At 65.7% G+C, this 15,122-nt stretch carries 13 protein-coding genes; 4 read left to right on the top strand and 9 right to left on the bottom strand.

Features of this window, described 5'->3' with window-relative positions; genetic code table 11:
- The first annotated feature begins 72 nt into the window (after positions 1–72).
- From ABIE19_RS00890 to ABIE19_RS00880, 3 genes are read left to right on the top strand one after another with little or no spacing between them, the layout of a single operon-like run.
- Entirely contained in the window at positions 73–570 is a 498-nt protein-coding gene (locus ABIE19_RS00890) for a hypothetical protein (RefSeq protein WP_354087226.1), read from the top strand.
- A complete protein-coding gene (locus ABIE19_RS00885; RefSeq protein ID WP_354087225.1) occupies positions 567–1,394 on the top strand; it encodes a phosphatase PAP2 family protein in 828 nt (275 codons plus the stop codon). Before ABIE19_RS00890 ends, ABIE19_RS00885 begins: the two co-directional genes overlap by 4 nt.
- On the top strand, positions 1,391–2,365 hold the full coding sequence (locus ABIE19_RS00880) for a NosD domain-containing protein (protein ID WP_354087224.1): 975 nt from the start codon (positions 1,391–1,393) through the stop codon (positions 2,363–2,365). Before ABIE19_RS00885 ends, ABIE19_RS00880 begins: the two co-directional genes overlap by 4 nt.
- Here the strand turns inward: ABIE19_RS00880 and aguB are convergent.
- From aguB to ABIE19_RS00850, 6 genes are all read right to left on the bottom strand, one after another.
- Complete coding sequence (gene aguB, locus ABIE19_RS00875; RefSeq protein ID WP_354087223.1) at positions 2,362–3,264, bottom strand: N-carbamoylputrescine amidase; 903 nt, start codon at positions 3,262–3,264, stop codon at positions 2,362–2,364. The two genes, ABIE19_RS00880 and aguB, sit on opposite strands and share 4 nt — an antisense overlap.
- The gene (locus ABIE19_RS00870) at positions 3,261–3,656 is read right to left on the bottom strand and encodes a four helix bundle protein (RefSeq protein ID WP_354087222.1); all 396 of its coding nucleotides are present in this window, start codon (positions 3,654–3,656) and stop codon (positions 3,261–3,263) included. Before ABIE19_RS00870 ends, aguB begins: the two co-directional genes overlap by 4 nt.
- The gene (locus tag ABIE19_RS00865) at positions 3,653–4,654 is read right to left on the bottom strand and encodes an agmatine deiminase family protein (protein ID WP_354087221.1); all 1,002 of its coding nucleotides are present in this window, start codon (positions 4,652–4,654) and stop codon (positions 3,653–3,655) included. The genes ABIE19_RS00870 and ABIE19_RS00865 overlap by 4 nt, the downstream gene beginning before the upstream one ends.
- A 194-nt stretch (positions 4,655–4,848) precedes the next feature.
- A complete protein-coding gene (locus ABIE19_RS00860) occupies positions 4,849–7,230 on the bottom strand; it encodes a TonB-dependent receptor domain-containing protein (RefSeq protein WP_354087220.1) in 2,382 nt (793 codons plus the stop codon).
- A gap of 172 nt (positions 7,231–7,402) precedes the next feature.
- Positions 7,403–8,653: a capsular polysaccharide export protein, LipB/KpsS family gene (locus ABIE19_RS00855; protein ID WP_354087219.1), complete on the bottom strand. Its 1,251-nt coding sequence runs from the start codon at positions 8,651–8,653 to the stop codon at positions 7,403–7,405.
- A 234-nt stretch (positions 8,654–8,887) separates the two neighbouring features.
- Positions 8,888–10,042, bottom strand: coding sequence for an outer membrane beta-barrel protein (locus ABIE19_RS00850; protein WP_354087218.1), 1,155 nt, complete (start codon positions 10,040–10,042; stop codon positions 8,888–8,890).
- A 201-nt stretch (positions 10,043–10,243) separates the two neighbouring features.
- On the opposite strand from ABIE19_RS00850, the gene ABIE19_RS00845 reads away from it, so the two are divergent.
- Positions 10,244–11,149 carry an SDR family NAD(P)-dependent oxidoreductase gene (locus tag ABIE19_RS00845; RefSeq protein WP_354087217.1) on the top strand — a complete coding sequence of 302 codons (906 nt, stop codon included), beginning with the start codon at positions 10,244–10,246 and terminating at the stop codon, positions 11,147–11,149.
- Positions 11,150–11,187: 38 nt separating this feature from the next.
- Here the strand turns inward: ABIE19_RS00845 and ABIE19_RS00840 are convergent, their stop codons facing one another.
- The 3 genes from ABIE19_RS00840 to otsB are packed head-to-tail and all read right to left on the bottom strand — an operon-like array spanning position 11,188 to position 15,121.
- Positions 11,188–12,576: an alpha,alpha-trehalose-phosphate synthase (UDP-forming) gene (locus ABIE19_RS00840; RefSeq protein WP_354087216.1), complete on the bottom strand. Its 1,389-nt coding sequence runs from the start codon at positions 12,574–12,576 to the stop codon at positions 11,188–11,190.
- Positions 12,573–14,360 carry a glycoside hydrolase family 15 protein gene (locus tag ABIE19_RS00835; protein WP_354087215.1) on the bottom strand — a complete coding sequence of 596 codons (1,788 nt, stop codon included), beginning with the start codon at positions 14,358–14,360 and terminating at the stop codon, positions 12,573–12,575. The genes ABIE19_RS00840 and ABIE19_RS00835 overlap by 4 nt, the downstream gene beginning before the upstream one ends.
- A complete protein-coding gene (gene otsB / locus ABIE19_RS00830) occupies positions 14,357–15,121 on the bottom strand; it encodes a trehalose-phosphatase (protein ID WP_354087214.1) in 765 nt (254 codons plus the stop codon). The genes ABIE19_RS00835 and otsB overlap by 4 nt, the downstream gene beginning before the upstream one ends.
- Position 15,122: the final 1 nt, after the last annotated feature.

The following is a 15,122-nucleotide window of genomic DNA, read 5'->3' as shown; positions in this document are numbered from 1 at the left end:
CGCCGCACGGATGGGCCACGGTGTTCATCAAGTTGAACAGTCTCAAGGACGTAGGCGGTTATGAAGCGTAGCGTGGCGACCGTCGCCGTGGCCCTCGCCCTGGGTCTCGGCGCCTGTGACGGACGAAGCGAGGCGGCGCCGGACGCTGATCTCGTCGCGGACGCCGCGTCGCCGCCGGCATCGACCGAGACGCCCATGGCCGCGGCCGCGGCGGTCGCCGCCGCCGCGCCGAGCGGCGACGCTCAACCCGCCTCCGACGACGCCCCGATCTTCGCCGCCCTCTATCCCGGCGCCCAGATCGACGGCCCCGCCGCCCAGGCCACGGGTCCTGCCGGCGCCGGCGGCATGATCACCTTCACGACCGAAGCCGCCCCCGACGCCGTCGTCGCCTTCTATCGCGAACGGGCCGAGGCCGCGGGCCTGGCCCCCGTCAACTCCATGAACCAGGGCGCCGCCCGGGCCTACAGCGCCGCCTCGCGTAAGGCCGACGGCCCCATGCTGGAAGTCGTCGCCGCGCCCGGCGAAGGCGGTCTGACCTCCGTCCAACTGAGCTGGAGCGCCGGAGCGTGAAGTGCGGCGGGCGGGAAGCCGCCGCCTGCGGCCTGTTCGGCCTGACCGTCCTGCTGTCGGCCTGCGCCGCCGGCACCCCCGCCGCTCTGCGCCCCGAGACCGCCCATGCGGTCGAGCTCAAGGGCTATCTGTCGGCGGCGGCGATCCGCTCCCTCGCCGACGCCGTTCCCGCCCCTCCTCCCGTCGGCTCTCCGACAGACCAAGCCGACAAGGCGCGATCCGATCGTTTCCGCGCCCTGGAGGACAGCGACCGCTGGCTGCTGGCCACCGCCCATGCCGAGTTGCGTCCGCCGTTGGCGCTACAGCACTTCGACTGCGCCCTGGGCCTGCGGCTGGGCTCGACCGAGACCCCTAATCTGAACCGTCTGATGCAACGCCTGTTCGACGACTCGGACGCGGCCGCCGAACTGGTCAAGGCGCGCGCCTTCCGTCCCCGCCCCGTCGGCGACGATCCGAGCCGCCGCCCCTGCCAGACCGTCAGCGAAGCAGGCCGCAAGAGCGCCTCCTATCCGTCCGGCAGCTCGACCGTGGCGGCCGTCTACGGCGAGGCCTTCGCCGCCCTGGAACCCGAACGCGCTTCCGAAGTCCGGCGCATCGCCCATGAGATGGGCCTCAGCCGCCTCGTCTGCGGCATGCACTATCCCAGCGACGTCGCGACCGGCGAAACCCTGGGCAAGTCCGTGTTCGCCGCCGCCGTCGGTACGCCCGGCTTCGCCGACGACCTGGCCGCGGCCCGGCTCGAACTGGCCGCCGTGCGGGCGACCGGCCTGACCAGCCCGGGCTGCGCGTCCGAACGCCTGGCCCTGGCCACGCCCCTGCCGTGAGCTTCGGCCTGCTGGCGGCGCTGCTGTCGGCCGCCGCGCCCGAGGCCTGGTCCCTGCCCGCCGCCCGCCCCTGCTCCGCTGAAGAAGTACGCGACCTGACGGCGGATGCGACCACGCCTTTCCGGCTGAGGTGCCGAGCGACCCTGACCCAGGATCAGTCCGTAAGTCGCCCTGTCCTGATCGAGGGGGCTGAAGCCTCCGGCGCCGGCCTGGACTGCGGCGGAGGTCGGCTGGGTAGGCCCGGCGTCCCGACCACGACCCGCTCGCCCACGGTCGCCGTCTGGTCCCGCCGCATCGCCGCCGACGTCTGGAGCCGGCCGACCGACATCCGCATCGCGAACTGCCATATCCACGGCGCCGTGCGCGTCTGGGGCATGGGCGCCGACGGAAGCTACGACGACCTGCGCGCCTCTTCGCGCACCGCCCGACATATCCAGACAGCCCAGGACGCCGCGCCTCGCCAGGTGGCGCTCGACCAGGTGACGATCGAGGGCACGGGGTCCATTCCCCTCTATGTCGGGCCTGGGGTGACGCAGCTCAGCCTGACCCGCTCGACCCTGACAGGCCGCAGCGCCTCGACCGCCGTCTATCTGGACGCCGAAAGCGCCGACAACCGGATCGAGAACAATCGGATCGCCGTCCGGACGACGCGTGAAGCCGTGGCCGTCGACGGCTCGGCCCGCAATCTCATCACGGGCAACCGGATCGAACTGAGCGGACGCGGCGGCGTCTTCCTGTATCGCAACTGCGGGGAGCGCGGCGTGATCCGCCACCAGACGCCGTCCGACAATCGGATCACCGACAACCTCTTCACCGGCGCCGCGCGTCTGCGGCCCCGCCTGGTCGTGGTCGGCGCGCGCGAAGGCCGGCGCAGCTATTGCGGCGCCGACCGTGGCTATCCTTTCGGCAGCAGCCTGGACGACGGCGACGGCGCCACCGGCAATGTCGTGGCCCGGAACCTCAATCGTTAGGCCGGACGGCCTGTCGCCAGGGCGCCGTACAGTTCGGGGCGCCGATCGCGGAAGAAGCCCCAGGCCGCGCGGTACTGATCCAGGAAGTCCAGGTCGAAGGTATGGACCAGGACGCCCTCCTCCTCCGTCAGACTCTCGACCAGGTCGCCGCGATGGTCGGCGATGAAGGAGTGGCCGTAGAAGGTCTGGCCGGTCTCGGTCAGGGTCTCGTGGCCGATGCGGTTCGAGGCGATGACAGGCATGGCGTTCGACACGGCGTGTCCCTGCATGGCGCGCCGCCAGGGCAGGGCCGTGTCCAGGTCCGCATCCTGGGGTTCCGTGCCGATAGCGGTCGGATACATCAGCACGTCCGCCCCTTGCAGGGCCATGGCGCGCGCCGCCTCCGGGTACCACTGATCCCAGCAGATGCCGACGCCGATGCAGCCGAAACGGGTGTTCCAGACCTTGAAGCCTGTGTCGCCCGGCCGGAAGTAGTACTTCTCCTGATAGCCGGGACCGTCGGGGATATGGCTCTTGCGATAGACGCCCAGGGCCTCGCCGTCCGCGTCCACCATGACCATGGAGTTGAAGTAGTGCGGCCCCTCTTTCTCATAGATGGAGACTGGAATGGCGACGCCCAGTTCCTTCGCCACGGCCTGCATCCGCACCACGGCCGGATGTTCGCGCCACGGGTAGGCCGAAGTGAACCAGTGCTCCTCCTGCGTCACGCAGAAATAGGGCCCCTGGAACAGTTCGGAAGGCAGGATGACCTGGGCGCCCCTGGCCGCCGCTTCGCGCACCAGGGCGACGGTCTTGTCGATATTGGCCTGCATGTCCTGACCATAGGCGGTCTGGATGGCGGCGACGCTGATGGTCCTCGGAGTGGCGAGTGACGAGTAGCGAGTGGCGAGAGAGGTCATTTGCGGCGGTCCTCCAGCTTACCAATAAGGGATGCGAGCATTCGGCTGATCTCATCAGCGGCGTCCAGCAACGATCCGACGTCCGACGCCGACAGATAGGACAGGCGCTCCGCCAGGATCAGTTGCGTCTCGGCTTCCGCCAATGAACCGCGCGCGATGCCGAGGAAGCGTATGAAATCACCTGTAGCGCGGCGGGCGCATCCCTCGGCGATATTGGAAGGTACGGAAACGGCGGCGCGACGCAGTTGACTGGTCAAACCGAAACGCTCCTCGACCGGCCAGTTTCGACTCAAGCCGTAGGCGCTTTCGACCCAGGCCATCGCCTTCTGCCAGACAAGCAGGTCGCGGTAATGGCGTACCTCGCCACTCGCCACTCGCTCCTCGCCACTCATTCCGGCTCCTGCTGGCTGATGCAGTGGAAGGATCCGCCGCCGGTCAGGACGGCGTTGGACGGCGACAGGACGATCTCCCGATCCGGGAAGACCGTAGCCAGGGCCTCGCCCGCCAGGCGGCCGGCCATGTCGTTTCCATAGGTCGGCACCACGATGGCGCCGTCGGCGACCAGGAAGTTCATATGGCTGGCCGGGATCGGCCGTTCGTCAGCGTCCAGCACCAGGCCCGGCGAGGGGATACGCAACACCTTGAGCTTGCGGCCCATGGCGTCGGTCGTTTCCGACAGAAGACGCGCCGTCTCGTCATAGACCTCCGCGTTCGGATCCTTGGGGCCGAAGGCGATGGGGCAGGCCACGACGCCTGGCGCGACGAAGCGCGCCAGATTGTCGACGTGACCGTCCGTATGATCGTTCAGCAGGCCGTCGCCCAGCCAGACCACGACCTTGGCGCCGACCGCCTCGGCCAGGGCCGCCTCCGCGTCCGCCTGGGTCCAGTTCGCGTTGCGGTTACGGTTCAGCAGGCACTGGCGCGTCGTCAGCACCGTGCCCTCCCCGTCATGATCCAGGGCTCCGCCTTCCAGGATGAAGTCATGGCGCGTCGCCGGCACGCCCGAGAAGTCGGCGATCCAGTCGGCGACCTCATCGTCATGCTTGTAGACATATTTGCCGCCCCAGCCGTTGAAGCCGAAGGCGTTGGCGACGGCCGATCCGGCGCTGAAGATCGGACCCGTATCCCGCAGCCAGATGTCGCCGAACCGCGCGGCCACGATCTCGATTCCAGCCACGCCGTCCAACCGCGCGCGGACGCCGGGCAGGGCCTCCTCGTTGCCGATCATCAGCCTGACCTGTTCGCGACCCGGACCGGCCAGAGCCCGCACCAGAGCCTCGACCTCGTCCTGGGCCTGGGCGAAATACTCGCCCCACAGCTCTTCGTGGCTGGGCCAGCCGACCCACATGGCCCGATGCGGCGACCATTCGGCGGGGATGGGTTGGGTCATGGGCGAAGTCGATCCGAACGGGAGAAAGGCAGACCGCGCCAGATAGGCCGAGACGGCGTGGGGTTCAATGTTTGCGGGGCGATGGGCCGCAGCCTGGCCTCTCAGACAGGACGAGGCGCCGTAGACGCACCCGAGACAAAGAAAAAGGCGGCCCGTTTCCGGACCGCCCTTTCCTGTCTTGAATCTGCAGCTTCTTAGAAAGAAGCGCGCAGAGTGACCATGGCGGTGCGCGGAGCGCCCAGTTGATACTGAGCCGAACCCGTGGTCGAGGTCGTGATATCGCCCAGATATTCCTCGTTGAAGAGGTTGATGACGTTCAACTGGATATAGGAGCCGCCAGCCCCCACCGAAGCGAGGTTGTAACGGACATCCAGGTCGAAGGTCAGGTAATCCGGAGCGACTTCGGTATTGATGTCGTTCGAGAAACGCTCACCAACGTACTTGCCTTGCAAGCCCAGGTCGAACTTGCCGATCGAATAGGCCACGCGACCACCGAACTGCCAGTCCGGCGTTTCGACCAGTTGGTTGCCTGCAGTGGGAATGAAGATAGGCTTGCCGCTGGTGTCCTTGCCGTTCGGCAGGTCGTTCTTCACTTCACTGTCCGTATAGGTGAAGGACGCCGTCAGCGACAACTTGTCCATCGGCGACCAACCGATCTGGCCGTCGATCCCCTGCAGCGTCACATCGCCGACGTTGCGGGTCAGGAAGATGCCCGCAGCTTCGTCGAACGTACGAACGATACGGTTGGCGTAGTCCGTCTTCCAGGCGGCGATCGAAGCGATAATCGTGCCCGACTGGTAGCGGTAACCCAGGTCGTAGGAGTTGGTGGTTTCCGGCTCCGGGTTCACATCCACAACGTCGTAGAGATCGTCGGTACGCGGCGCCGAGAAGCCTTCAGCATAGGAAGCGTAGAGGGATTGGTTCGGAGCGAACTTCCAGGTCACGCCCGCGTTCGGCAGGAAAGCGTCATACTGTTTATCGAACGAACGGGGCTTGCCGTATTGATTGGAGGCGCTGCCGTTCATCGAGGAAACGGGGAAGGTCACTAGATCAGTGCCCGCCACCGGCGTGCCGACCTGCGTGGTGCAGTAGGCGTTGAAGGTGTCGCGCTGATAGCAGTAGTTGTTCAGCTCACGATCGAAGAAGGGAGCACGAGCGCCCAGCGTCACATCCACAGCGTCGTTGAAGAACGAACCCCGATACTCCGCCGCGATCTGATTGAGCATGGCGTAGGACAGGCGGTTACGGCGTTGCAAGATCGTGCCGTCGGGCAGCTTGACCGGACGACCGTTGCGACCCGCGAACGGATCTTCCGGGAAGCCGTTGGCGTCGAGATAGCCGAACTGACCCGTCTGGCGGTGACGACCCCAGTCGAAGGTGTAGGCCAGACGGAACTGATGATCTTCGGCAGCGTCCCAGATCAGCGAGCTGGTGACGGCGTAGCGGTGCGTGTTGGTGATGTTCGGACGGAACAGAGTCACGCGGGTTGCACCGTTGATCACGCCGTCGCCGTTCAGATCCACGCCAGCGGCGGTCGAATTACCGCGCAGTTGCGGGTCGGTCTCGCTCATCGTCTGCGTACCGCCGCCGTGCGCCAGCGTGTACTGGAACGAAGGGTCGATCGTCAGGCGCAGGCTGTCCGAGAGAGTGAAACGCGACTGACCGCGAATGTTGCCGGTGTTGGACGGGTTGATCGCCGTAGCCTGCGAACGCACCGTGTTGTAGTCGTCGCGATCATAGGCGTTGCCGGCCTTGAACTGAGCCAGGGTGACACGCGGCATGAACTCGTTGCGGTTCTCATTGTAGTGAGCCGTCACCGAGATGAAGTCGCCGTTATCGCCAAGCGGCTGATAGATACGGCCGTTCAGTTGCATCTTATCGACGCCGCCAGCGCCCACGAAGTGGTCATACGTCGTCTTGGAGGCCGAGAACCAAGCCGTCGTGCCCCACGGGCCGATCTCGCCGGTATCCAGCAGGGCGAAGATACGCTTGTAGCCGTACTCACCCAGCGACGGTTGCAGAATGAAACCGAAATCCTTGGCGGGGCGACGAGTGATGTAGTTCACGGTGCCGCCAGTGGCCGAAGCCGTCGGGCTGTCGACATCCGTCGTACCCAGGTTCACAGCAGCGCGCTGGATCAGTTCCGGATCCAGTTGCTGGTTGGAGTAGATGGCGTAGTTGCCGGTATCGTTCAGCGGAATGCCGTCTTGCGTCAACGAAACACGTGCAGCGTCAAAACCGCGGATCGTCAAATCACCGCCCGCGCCGCCGAAGGCGTCGTTATTGGTGAAGTTGACACCCGGCAGCAGGTTGATGGAGTTCAAAATCGTCTGACCGGCAGCCTGGGTGCCGATATACCGATCCGTGATCGTAGCACGCGACTTGGGGTTGTTTTCCGCGACCACGCCCTCGATGGCGCGAGGCCCGCGTGCGCCAGTCACGACGACGTCGCCGACCTGGGTGGCGCGTTCTTCGACAGCTTGCGACGCGGTCGACTGGGCCGAGGCGGCGCCGGCCATGAGGACGCCGCTCATGAGGGCGGTCGTCGCCCAGAACAGCTGCTTGCGGTTGGTCATCGGTCTGTATCCCCAGTGATGAATATGGCGTGGGCTATGCGTCAGGCTGACGCGCCTATCGCGATGCCCGCGCCTTAAGCCCCCTGTGGGAAGGTCGGACGACAGTCGTGTGACAGTGATATGACAAGGGGCCAAGGTGACAACGGCGCCACACCCCTGTGGATTACCGGAATCAGTCCCCGGCGCGCGAGGCCGTGAAGGCCTGAGCGACGGCTTGCGCGGTCCATTTCATGGCGCGCGGTTCGTGGTAGTTGCCGTTGATCTGGGTTCTGTCGATGACATGGGCCCTGAAGCGAGTGAACAACTCGGGATCCGCTGCGACGGGCTTCTTCCAGAAACCGGCGAGCGTCTGCTGATCCGTCAGGCCTTCGAAATCAAAGAAGGCCTGACCCATCACCTTGACCGGCGTATGGAAGCCGAGCGCAGAGAGCGCGGCGCTGGAATTATTGACGACCATGCCTAACGAAGCTCGGCAAAGCTGAGCCAGATTGCCGCCGTCGATGAAGTCCACGCGGCTCGACAGACCCCGCTCGCTCGCAAGACGCGCCGTGATCGCTCTCAGATTGACCAAGCCCGGATCAAGGGGATGGTTCTTGACCACGAGACGGCGATCAGCCGGCGCATAGCGGGCAAAGCTGTCCATGACTTCGGCGAGAAAGGCCGCATTGTCCGCAAAACGCGAGTAGCGCAGCAGTTGCGCGTCCCCTTCACGCTGCAGGCAGGCGATGAAGAAAGGCCCTCGAGCGGCGATGACGGAGGTGTTGAGCCCCCGCCGCGATTGCAGGAGCAGCCCCAGATAGCGCCAAACATGCCCCAGGAATTGTCGCCACGCCGCCGCGCTGTAGGGCGATCTATAGGCCGGATAGAGGGGCGCCCCGAGAGACGCCAGCAGATGATACCGGCTGATATTCACAATATGATAAGGCAATATCTTGCCGATCTGCCGTGTCACGGGAAGCTCCGGACTCGGGGCGCCATAGCCCTCTGCCCGACGAGGAAGCCTGCTGGATGCGTTCACGCCCCCACGCTCCATCGTGATCCAGTCGGGCCGGAAGTATCCGTTTTCAAGTACCCAGACGCTCGCCGTCAGCCTATCGCCTTGCGACAGAACCCCTTGATTATAGGCGCCGCCCTCGCCGAACAGCACAAGGTCCGTAAACTCGGCCGCCAAGGCTCGGACCCGTTCAGGCCACACGCAAGGCTCATCTTTAAAGACGACACGCTCTGCATGACGGCAGGAAGCGGAATCGCCAGCGTTGAACACCATGCGAGCGACAAAGGCCCCTCGCTCCGTGAGCGCGCGCGCCAGCAGACCGCCGAAACGTCCGAACGGAGCCGTGACGATCAGAAAACGTCGACCACGTAAGTCATCGGCTACGCCGAGAAGTGTCTCGGGATGATCAGGGTCGAAGGGAGCGAGCAATGCAGAATCTTCTTTCGGACGCGCTGCTGGCATGGACGCAAACCAATACGCCCCCCAAGGCATGTCGCCAATGTGTCGTGATTGCTTCCAAAAAAGCAACACCCAAGAAGGGCGCGACCTATCACATAGACCGGCTAAAGATAAAGCCCGCCGACTAGTGCAAATCGGCGGGCTTCATTCATTTCGACCTTCTTAGATTCCTTGGGTCGGGGTTTGGCCCGACCGGTTGGGATCTTAGAAGTTGATGTCGATGGTGGCGCGGCGGTTGAGCGGCTCACGCACGCCGTCGCCGGTAGCCTTGGCCGGAGCGGTTTCGCCCTTGCCGTCCAGCGAGATCACGCCGCCGTTGACGCCTTGAGCGACCAGGGCGTCAGCCACGGTGCGCGAGCGACGGTTGGACAGACCCAGGTTGTAGGCCGGCGAACCCGAGGTGTCGGTGTGACCGACGACCAGGATGCGCGTCGGCGCGCCCGACTTGGCGTAGTTGGCGGCCTGCGTCACCACCGAGCGGGCTTCGGCCGTCAGGTCCGAACGATCCCAGTCGAAGTAGACCACGAACTGACGCGCGGCCGGCTTGGCCGGAGGCGGCGGAGGCGGCGGCGGGGGCGGCGGCGGCGGGGGCGGCGGGGGCGGCGGCGGGGGCGGCGGCGGCGGGGGAGCAGCCGGCTCGGCGCCGAACGCATAGCGCAGGCCCAGGGTCACGGTGTGCGACTGGTCGTAGTCGCCCGACAGTTCGCCGAACGGGATCGAACCCGCGCCGGCCACCGAGGTGTCGAACGCGGCGTCGCCGGTCAGATAGCGGTAGGTCAGGTCGATGTTGGCGCGGTCCGAAACGGCCCAGGCCACGCCCGCGATCGCCTGAGCGGCGAACTTGGTCGAGGTGTCGTCGGCCGTGAAGGTCACGCCCGGCGTCTGACGCAGGCGGCCGACCGTGTCGACGTTGACGCGGTTCACGCCCACGCCCAGGCCGACGAACGGACGGAAGGTCCATTCCGGCGAGCCGAAGTCATAGATGACGTTGGCCATCAGGGTCGTCGAGGTGATGTCGCCTTCCGGCGAGTGGCACGGACCCGTCGCCGGCGTCAGGTTGCACAGGCCTTGCGGACCCGTCGAGGCGCGCACGCGACCGATGTCGCCCGAGCGGTAGCCGCCTTCCAGTTCAACACGCCAGTTCGGGTTGAACCGGTAGCCCAGACGAGCAAAAGCCGCCCAGCCGTCGTTCACTTCCCAGTTCCAGTTATGGCCGGTCGTGGACGATTCCGTGTTGATGTCGTCGATGATGTGGTAGCCCGCGTCGATCGCGCCGTACCAACCATCCGGCTCAGCCGACGCGGCGCCGGCTGCGAACAGCCCGGCTGCAGCGACACTGGCGAGAAGTTTCAACTTCATAGTGTCCTCACTTAGTCCGTTAATCCGAAAGTCGACGTATGTAGCACGTGACGCTCGTGGGGCCGAACGATGTCGGATCGTTCGAGTTCCGCCTATAACCTATTGAATGTGGCATGTGTGGCGCCATTCCAACATAAATTGCGGTTTTTACACTCATTGACGCCTGCTAGGACCATTTCGAAACAGGACGGAGGTTTCAAAATGGCTCTGAGATTTGACGGACAGGTGGCGATCGTGACCGGCGCGGGCGGCGGTTTGGGGCGAGAACACGCCCTGGCCCTGGCCGCACGCGGCGCCAAGGTGGTCGTCAACGACCTGGGCGGCGCCCGAGACGGATCGGGCGGCTCCGCCTCGGCCGCCGAAGCCGTGGTTGCGGAAATCGTCGCCGCGGGCGGAGAAGCCATGGCCAACGCCGCATCCGTCACCGACGTCGACGCCGTCGAAGCCATGGTCGCGGACGTCATGGCGCGATGGGGCCGGATCGACATCCTGGTGAACAACGCCGGCATCCTGCGCGACAAGTCCTTCGCCAAGATGAGCCTGGACGACTTCCGCCTGGTGGTGGACGTCCATCTGATGGGCGCCGTGAACTGCACCAAGGCCGTGTGGGACATCATGCGCGAGCAGAACTACGGCCGCATCGTCATGACCACCTCTTCATCCGGCCTGTTCGGCAACTTCGGCCAGGCCAACTACGGCGCGGCCAAGATGGCCCTGGTCGGCCTGATGCAGACCCTGTCGATCGAAGGCGCCAAGAACGACATCCGCGTCAACTGCCTGGCCCCGACCGCCCACACCCGCATGACCGAGGATCTTCAGGGCCTGCCGCTGGAGGCGCTGGGGCCGGAACTGGTCACGCCCGGCCTGCTGCATCTGGTCAGCCGGGACGCCCCGACCCGCGCCATCCTGGCCGCCGGCGCCGGCGGCTTCGAACGCGCCTACGTCACCCTGACCCAGGGCGACTTCGCCGTCGGTCCCGATGCCGCGGAGCAGGTGGCCGCCCACTTCGCCCTCGTCTCCGACCGCACCGGAGAAATCGTGCCCGAGATGGGCGCGGCCCAGGGCATGATCGAACTGACGAAGGCGCAGAAACACCACAACGGCTGAAGCCGATCCGAGGGGGCTGAACGCGTGTCGGCGGACGCTCAGCCCCCTTTCCTCGGCGCCTCCGTCAGGGCGTGGACGAAGTCGTCCCGCCAGATCGCGACATCGGTGTCGCGCACCACCTGCATGAGCGCCTTCCATTTTCGGATGCGCTCCTTCAGCGGCATGGTCAGGGCCTTGTTGATCGCTTCCGACAGCTCTTCCCGACTGAAGGGATTGACCAGCAGGGCCTCGCCCATCTGTTCCGCCGCCCCGGCGAAGCGCGACAGGATCAGCACGCCGGGATCTTCCGGATCCTGGGCCGCCACATATTCCTTGGCCACCAGATTCATGCCGTCGCGCAGGGGCGTCACCAACCCCACGCGGGCCGCGCGATAGATACCCGCCAGTTGGTCGCGTCGATAGGTGCGGTTCAGATAGCGGATCGGCTGCCAGTCCATGTCGGCGAAGGCGCCGTTGATCCGTCCCGCCAGGGTTTCCAGCCGCACGCGAATGTCCTGATAGACATCCACCTCGTCGCGAGAAATCGGCGTGACCTGCAGCAGGAAGACCTTGCCGCGCGCCTCCGGATTATCGTGCAGGAACTGCTCATATCCCAGCAAACGCTGCTCCAGCCCCTTGGAATAGTCCAGCCGGTCCACCCCCACGATCATGGACCGAAAGGCGGCCGACGCCGCCATACGGTCATAGGTCTTGACGCCCAGGGCCGAGTTCCGCGCCGCCAGGAAGCCCTCCACGTCTATGCCGATGGGAAAGACCCCGCCCTGAACGCTGCGCCCGAAAGCGTGAATCCTTCCGTCAGGCAGGACGCTTCCTCGCGCCTCGACCTCCACGTAGCGCTGAAACAGCTCCAGCCATTCCTGTGTATGAAAACCGAGAAGATCGAAGTGGAACATGGATTCCACCAGGCGCCGGTGATGCGGCAGGGTCACGAGAAGCTGCCGCGCCGGCCAGGGCGTATGCAGGAAGAAGCCGATCCGGTTCTTCACCCCCAGCCGCCGCAGATCCCTCGCCAAGGGGATCATATGATAATCGTGCACCCAGATGACGTCGTCGGGGCGGATCAGGGGCTGCAGCACCTCGGCGAAGCGACGGTTGGTCCGCTCGTAGCCCTCGCCGAAGGAACGCTCATAGGCGCTCAGATCCACGCGATGGTGAAACAGGGGCCACAGCGTCTTGTTGGCGTAGCCGTTGTAATATTCGTCGACGTCCTGCGGCTCCAGGTCGACGGTGGCGACCGTGACTCCGGCGCGGTCCTCCATCTTCAGCTCGCCGGTGAAGCTTTCGACCGTCTCCCCGGACCAGCCGAACCACAGACCCTCATATTTCCGCAAGGCCGCCGACAGGGCCATGGCCAGACCGCCGGCCGAGCCCGCCGCGGGATCGCGCGGCGCCGAGACCCGGTTCGAAACCACGATCAGCCGGCTCATCGCGCGTCCGTCCATGATCGGCTGAGCAGGACGGCGCAGTTGATGATCCCGACCAGGGAATAGGTCTGCGGGTAGTTGCCCCACAGTTCGCCGTCCTGAAGCGCGATGTCCTCGCTGAGCAGACCGGCATGGGTACGACGGCTCAGCATCTCCTCGAAGATCGCCCTCGCCTCCTCTGTTCGGCCGTTCAGGTGCAGGGCCTCGATGAACCAGAAGGTGCAGAAGTTGAACGCCGTCTCAGGCTCTCCGAAATCATCGGGATGGGCGTATCGGAACAGATAAGGGCCACGTTTCAGATCCCGCTCGACCGCCTCAAAGGTCTTCACCTGGCGCGGATCGCGCGCGTCGAGGAAGCCCAGATCGGTCATCTGCAGCAGGGAAGCGTCCAGTTCCCGCCCGCCGAAGCTGGCGGCGAAGCGGCCTTCGTCCGGCAGATAGGCCTCCGCCTCGATCCTGGCGCGGATCGTCCTGGCGCGCTCCTCCCACAGACTGGCGCGATCCGCCAAGCCCAGATGCCGGGCCGCCTTGGCCAACCGATCACAGGCCGCCCAGCACATGACGGAAGAATAGGTGTGCACCCGGGCTATGGTGCGGAACTCCCACAGACCCGCGTCCGGTTGGTCGTGCAGAGCGAAAGCGCGGTCCCCGACCTTCTCCAGAGCGCGGAAATCCTCGATCGAACCGGGCCTCAAAAGACGCTCGTCGAAGAAGGCCTGGACCAGGGGCAGAACAATCTGGCCGTAGACGTCATGCTGCAGATGTTCGTGCGCCTGGTTGCCGATGCGCACGGGCTTCATGCCCCGGTAGCCCGCGACGCTGTCGACGATGCTTTCTCCGATCGCGGCTTCCATGCCCACGCCGTAGACCGGCTGAACATGACCGCCGTGCGCCCCGTCCACGATATTGCGCAGATAGGCCAGATAGCTTTCCAGAATGTCCGCCGCCCCCAGCCGGTTCAGCGCACGCACCGTGTAATAGGCGTCACGTATCCAGCAGTAGCGATAGTCCCAGTTACGCCCGCTTTCCGGAAATTCCGGCACGGAGGTCGTCATGGCCGCGATCACGGCGCCCGTCTCCTCGAAGACGCACAGCTTCAGGGTGATGGCCGCGCGGATCACCGCCTCCTGCCAGTCCAGAGGCAGATAGAGGGTCCGCGTCCACAGCTTCCAGTGCTGGATCGTCAGGTCCAGGGCGGCCGACACCCCCGCCGTGACCGACTGGTCATAGCCTTCATCCGGCCCCAGGAAGAAGGCCAGTTCTCCCTCCAGCCGGAAAGCGCGCTCGTCCAGCACGTGTGAGACAGGACAGTTGGTGGTCAACCGCAAGGTCACATCGGTGCAGAGATAGCGGATATGGTTCGATCCCGAGGTCATCTCCGCCCGGCGCGCGCCCCAGTCGGCCGATGGGCGCAGGCGAATGACGACGCGCGGCGCGCCTGACAGAGGCCGCACAACCCGGGCGAAGGCCACCGGCCGATAGATGCGCGAATGCTTCAGATGGCGAGGCGCGAAGTCGATGATCTCGATCGCCCCGCCGTTTTCATCGGTCATCACCGTACGAAGGACCGCCGTATTGCGCACATAGGCCTGCTCCACCGTCTGCACGCCTTCGAGCTCCACCGCCCAGAAGCCGTGATCGGGTTCGTCGCCGTCCATCAGGGCGGAGAAGACCGGGTCGCCGTCGACGCGCGGCGCGCAGGCCCACACGAAACGACCACGCCGATCGACCAGGGCGCTGACGGAACAGTTTCCGATGGGGGCCAGATCGAGATTGGGGCGCGTCATGCCATGTCCTCCGCCAGTCCCTCCAGCCAATCCAGAACCTCGGCCACGTCCGTCAGACGATAGCGCGCCGCCGTCGGACGCTCGGGTCCGACCAGGACGCCGAAACCGCCCAGACGCTCCGCCGCCTCGAAACCATGTTCGTCGGTCAGGTCGTCGCCCACCATGACCGGCGTCCCCTCGCTGAAAGGCGTCTCGGCCATGAATTCGACTATGGCCGCTCCCTTGTCCGTTCCGGGCGTCTTGAGTTCCAGGACCATGACGCCGGGCTGCAGATCCAGACCTGTCTCCCGCTGCAAGGCCTCGGCGAGCGCAAGCGCCTCGGCCGAAACCTGGGGCGCCTGACGGAAATGAAGACCCGCGGATAGGTGCTTGTCCTCAACGATCACGCCGGGCCGGGTTCGAGCGAAGTCGGAAAAGGCGCGCATCGCACGGCGCACCGCCGGATCAGGCTTCCGATCCAAACGACCGCCGTCGCCGCGCCGCCTTTGCAGACCATGCACGCCCGAGGCGGCCATCGCCGCTCCGTCGCTGATCCTGTCGATTTCGCTGAGCGTGCGCCCGCTGACCACGGCGACGCGCCCTTCCAGGCGGCGGATCAATCGACGCAGCACCTTCGTGCGACGGGGATCCGGTTCCACGGCGTCCGGGCTCGGCGCGAAAGGAGCCAGCACTCCGTCCAAGTCGAGAAACAGGGAGGGGCGGTCCAATCGGGCGGGCGGCCTGGGCAGGCGCAGCGCCGTCGCCCCGGATGCGGTCTGCATG

The sequence above is a fragment of the Brevundimonas faecalis genome (assembly GCF_040549405.1).
GTDB classification, from domain to species: domain Bacteria; phylum Pseudomonadota; class Alphaproteobacteria; order Caulobacterales; family Caulobacteraceae; genus Brevundimonas; species Brevundimonas faecalis.
Note: the sequence above shows the minus strand (reverse complement) of the source record. Positions and strands in the feature narration are given on the sequence as shown.

What these genes read in the sequence shown, in the direction of transcription:
- ABIE19_RS00845 (WP_354087217.1), top strand. Translation starts at nt 10,244, where the DNA reads ATGGCTCTGAGATTTGACGGACAGGTGGCGATCGTGACCGGCGCGGGC.
- ABIE19_RS00860 (WP_354087220.1), bottom strand. Translation starts at nt 7,230, where the DNA reads ATGACCAACCGCAAGCAGCTGTTCTGGGCGACGACCGCCCTCATGAGC.
- ABIE19_RS00850 (WP_354087218.1), bottom strand. Translation starts at nt 10,042, where the DNA reads ATGAAGTTGAAACTTCTCGCCAGTGTCGCTGCAGCCGGGCTGTTCGCA.
- ABIE19_RS00865 (WP_354087221.1), bottom strand. Translation starts at nt 4,654, where the DNA reads ATGACCCAACCCATCCCCGCCGAATGGTCGCCGCATCGGGCCATGTGG.
- ABIE19_RS00835 (WP_354087215.1), bottom strand. Translation starts at nt 14,360, where the DNA reads ATGACGCGCCCCAATCTCGATCTGGCCCCCATCGGAAACTGTTCCGTC.
- ABIE19_RS00840 (WP_354087216.1), bottom strand. Translation starts at nt 12,576, where the DNA reads ATGAGCCGGCTGATCGTGGTTTCGAACCGGGTCTCGGCGCCGCGCGAT.
- aguB (WP_354087223.1), bottom strand. Translation starts at nt 3,264, where the DNA reads ATGACCTCTCTCGCCACTCGCTACTCGTCACTCGCCACTCCGAGGACC.
- ABIE19_RS00870 (WP_354087222.1), bottom strand. Translation starts at nt 3,656, where the DNA reads ATGAGTGGCGAGGAGCGAGTGGCGAGTGGCGAGGTACGCCATTACCGC.
- otsB (WP_354087214.1), bottom strand. Translation starts at nt 15,121, where the DNA reads ATGCAGACCGCATCCGGGGCGACGGCGCTGCGCCTGCCCAGGCCGCCC.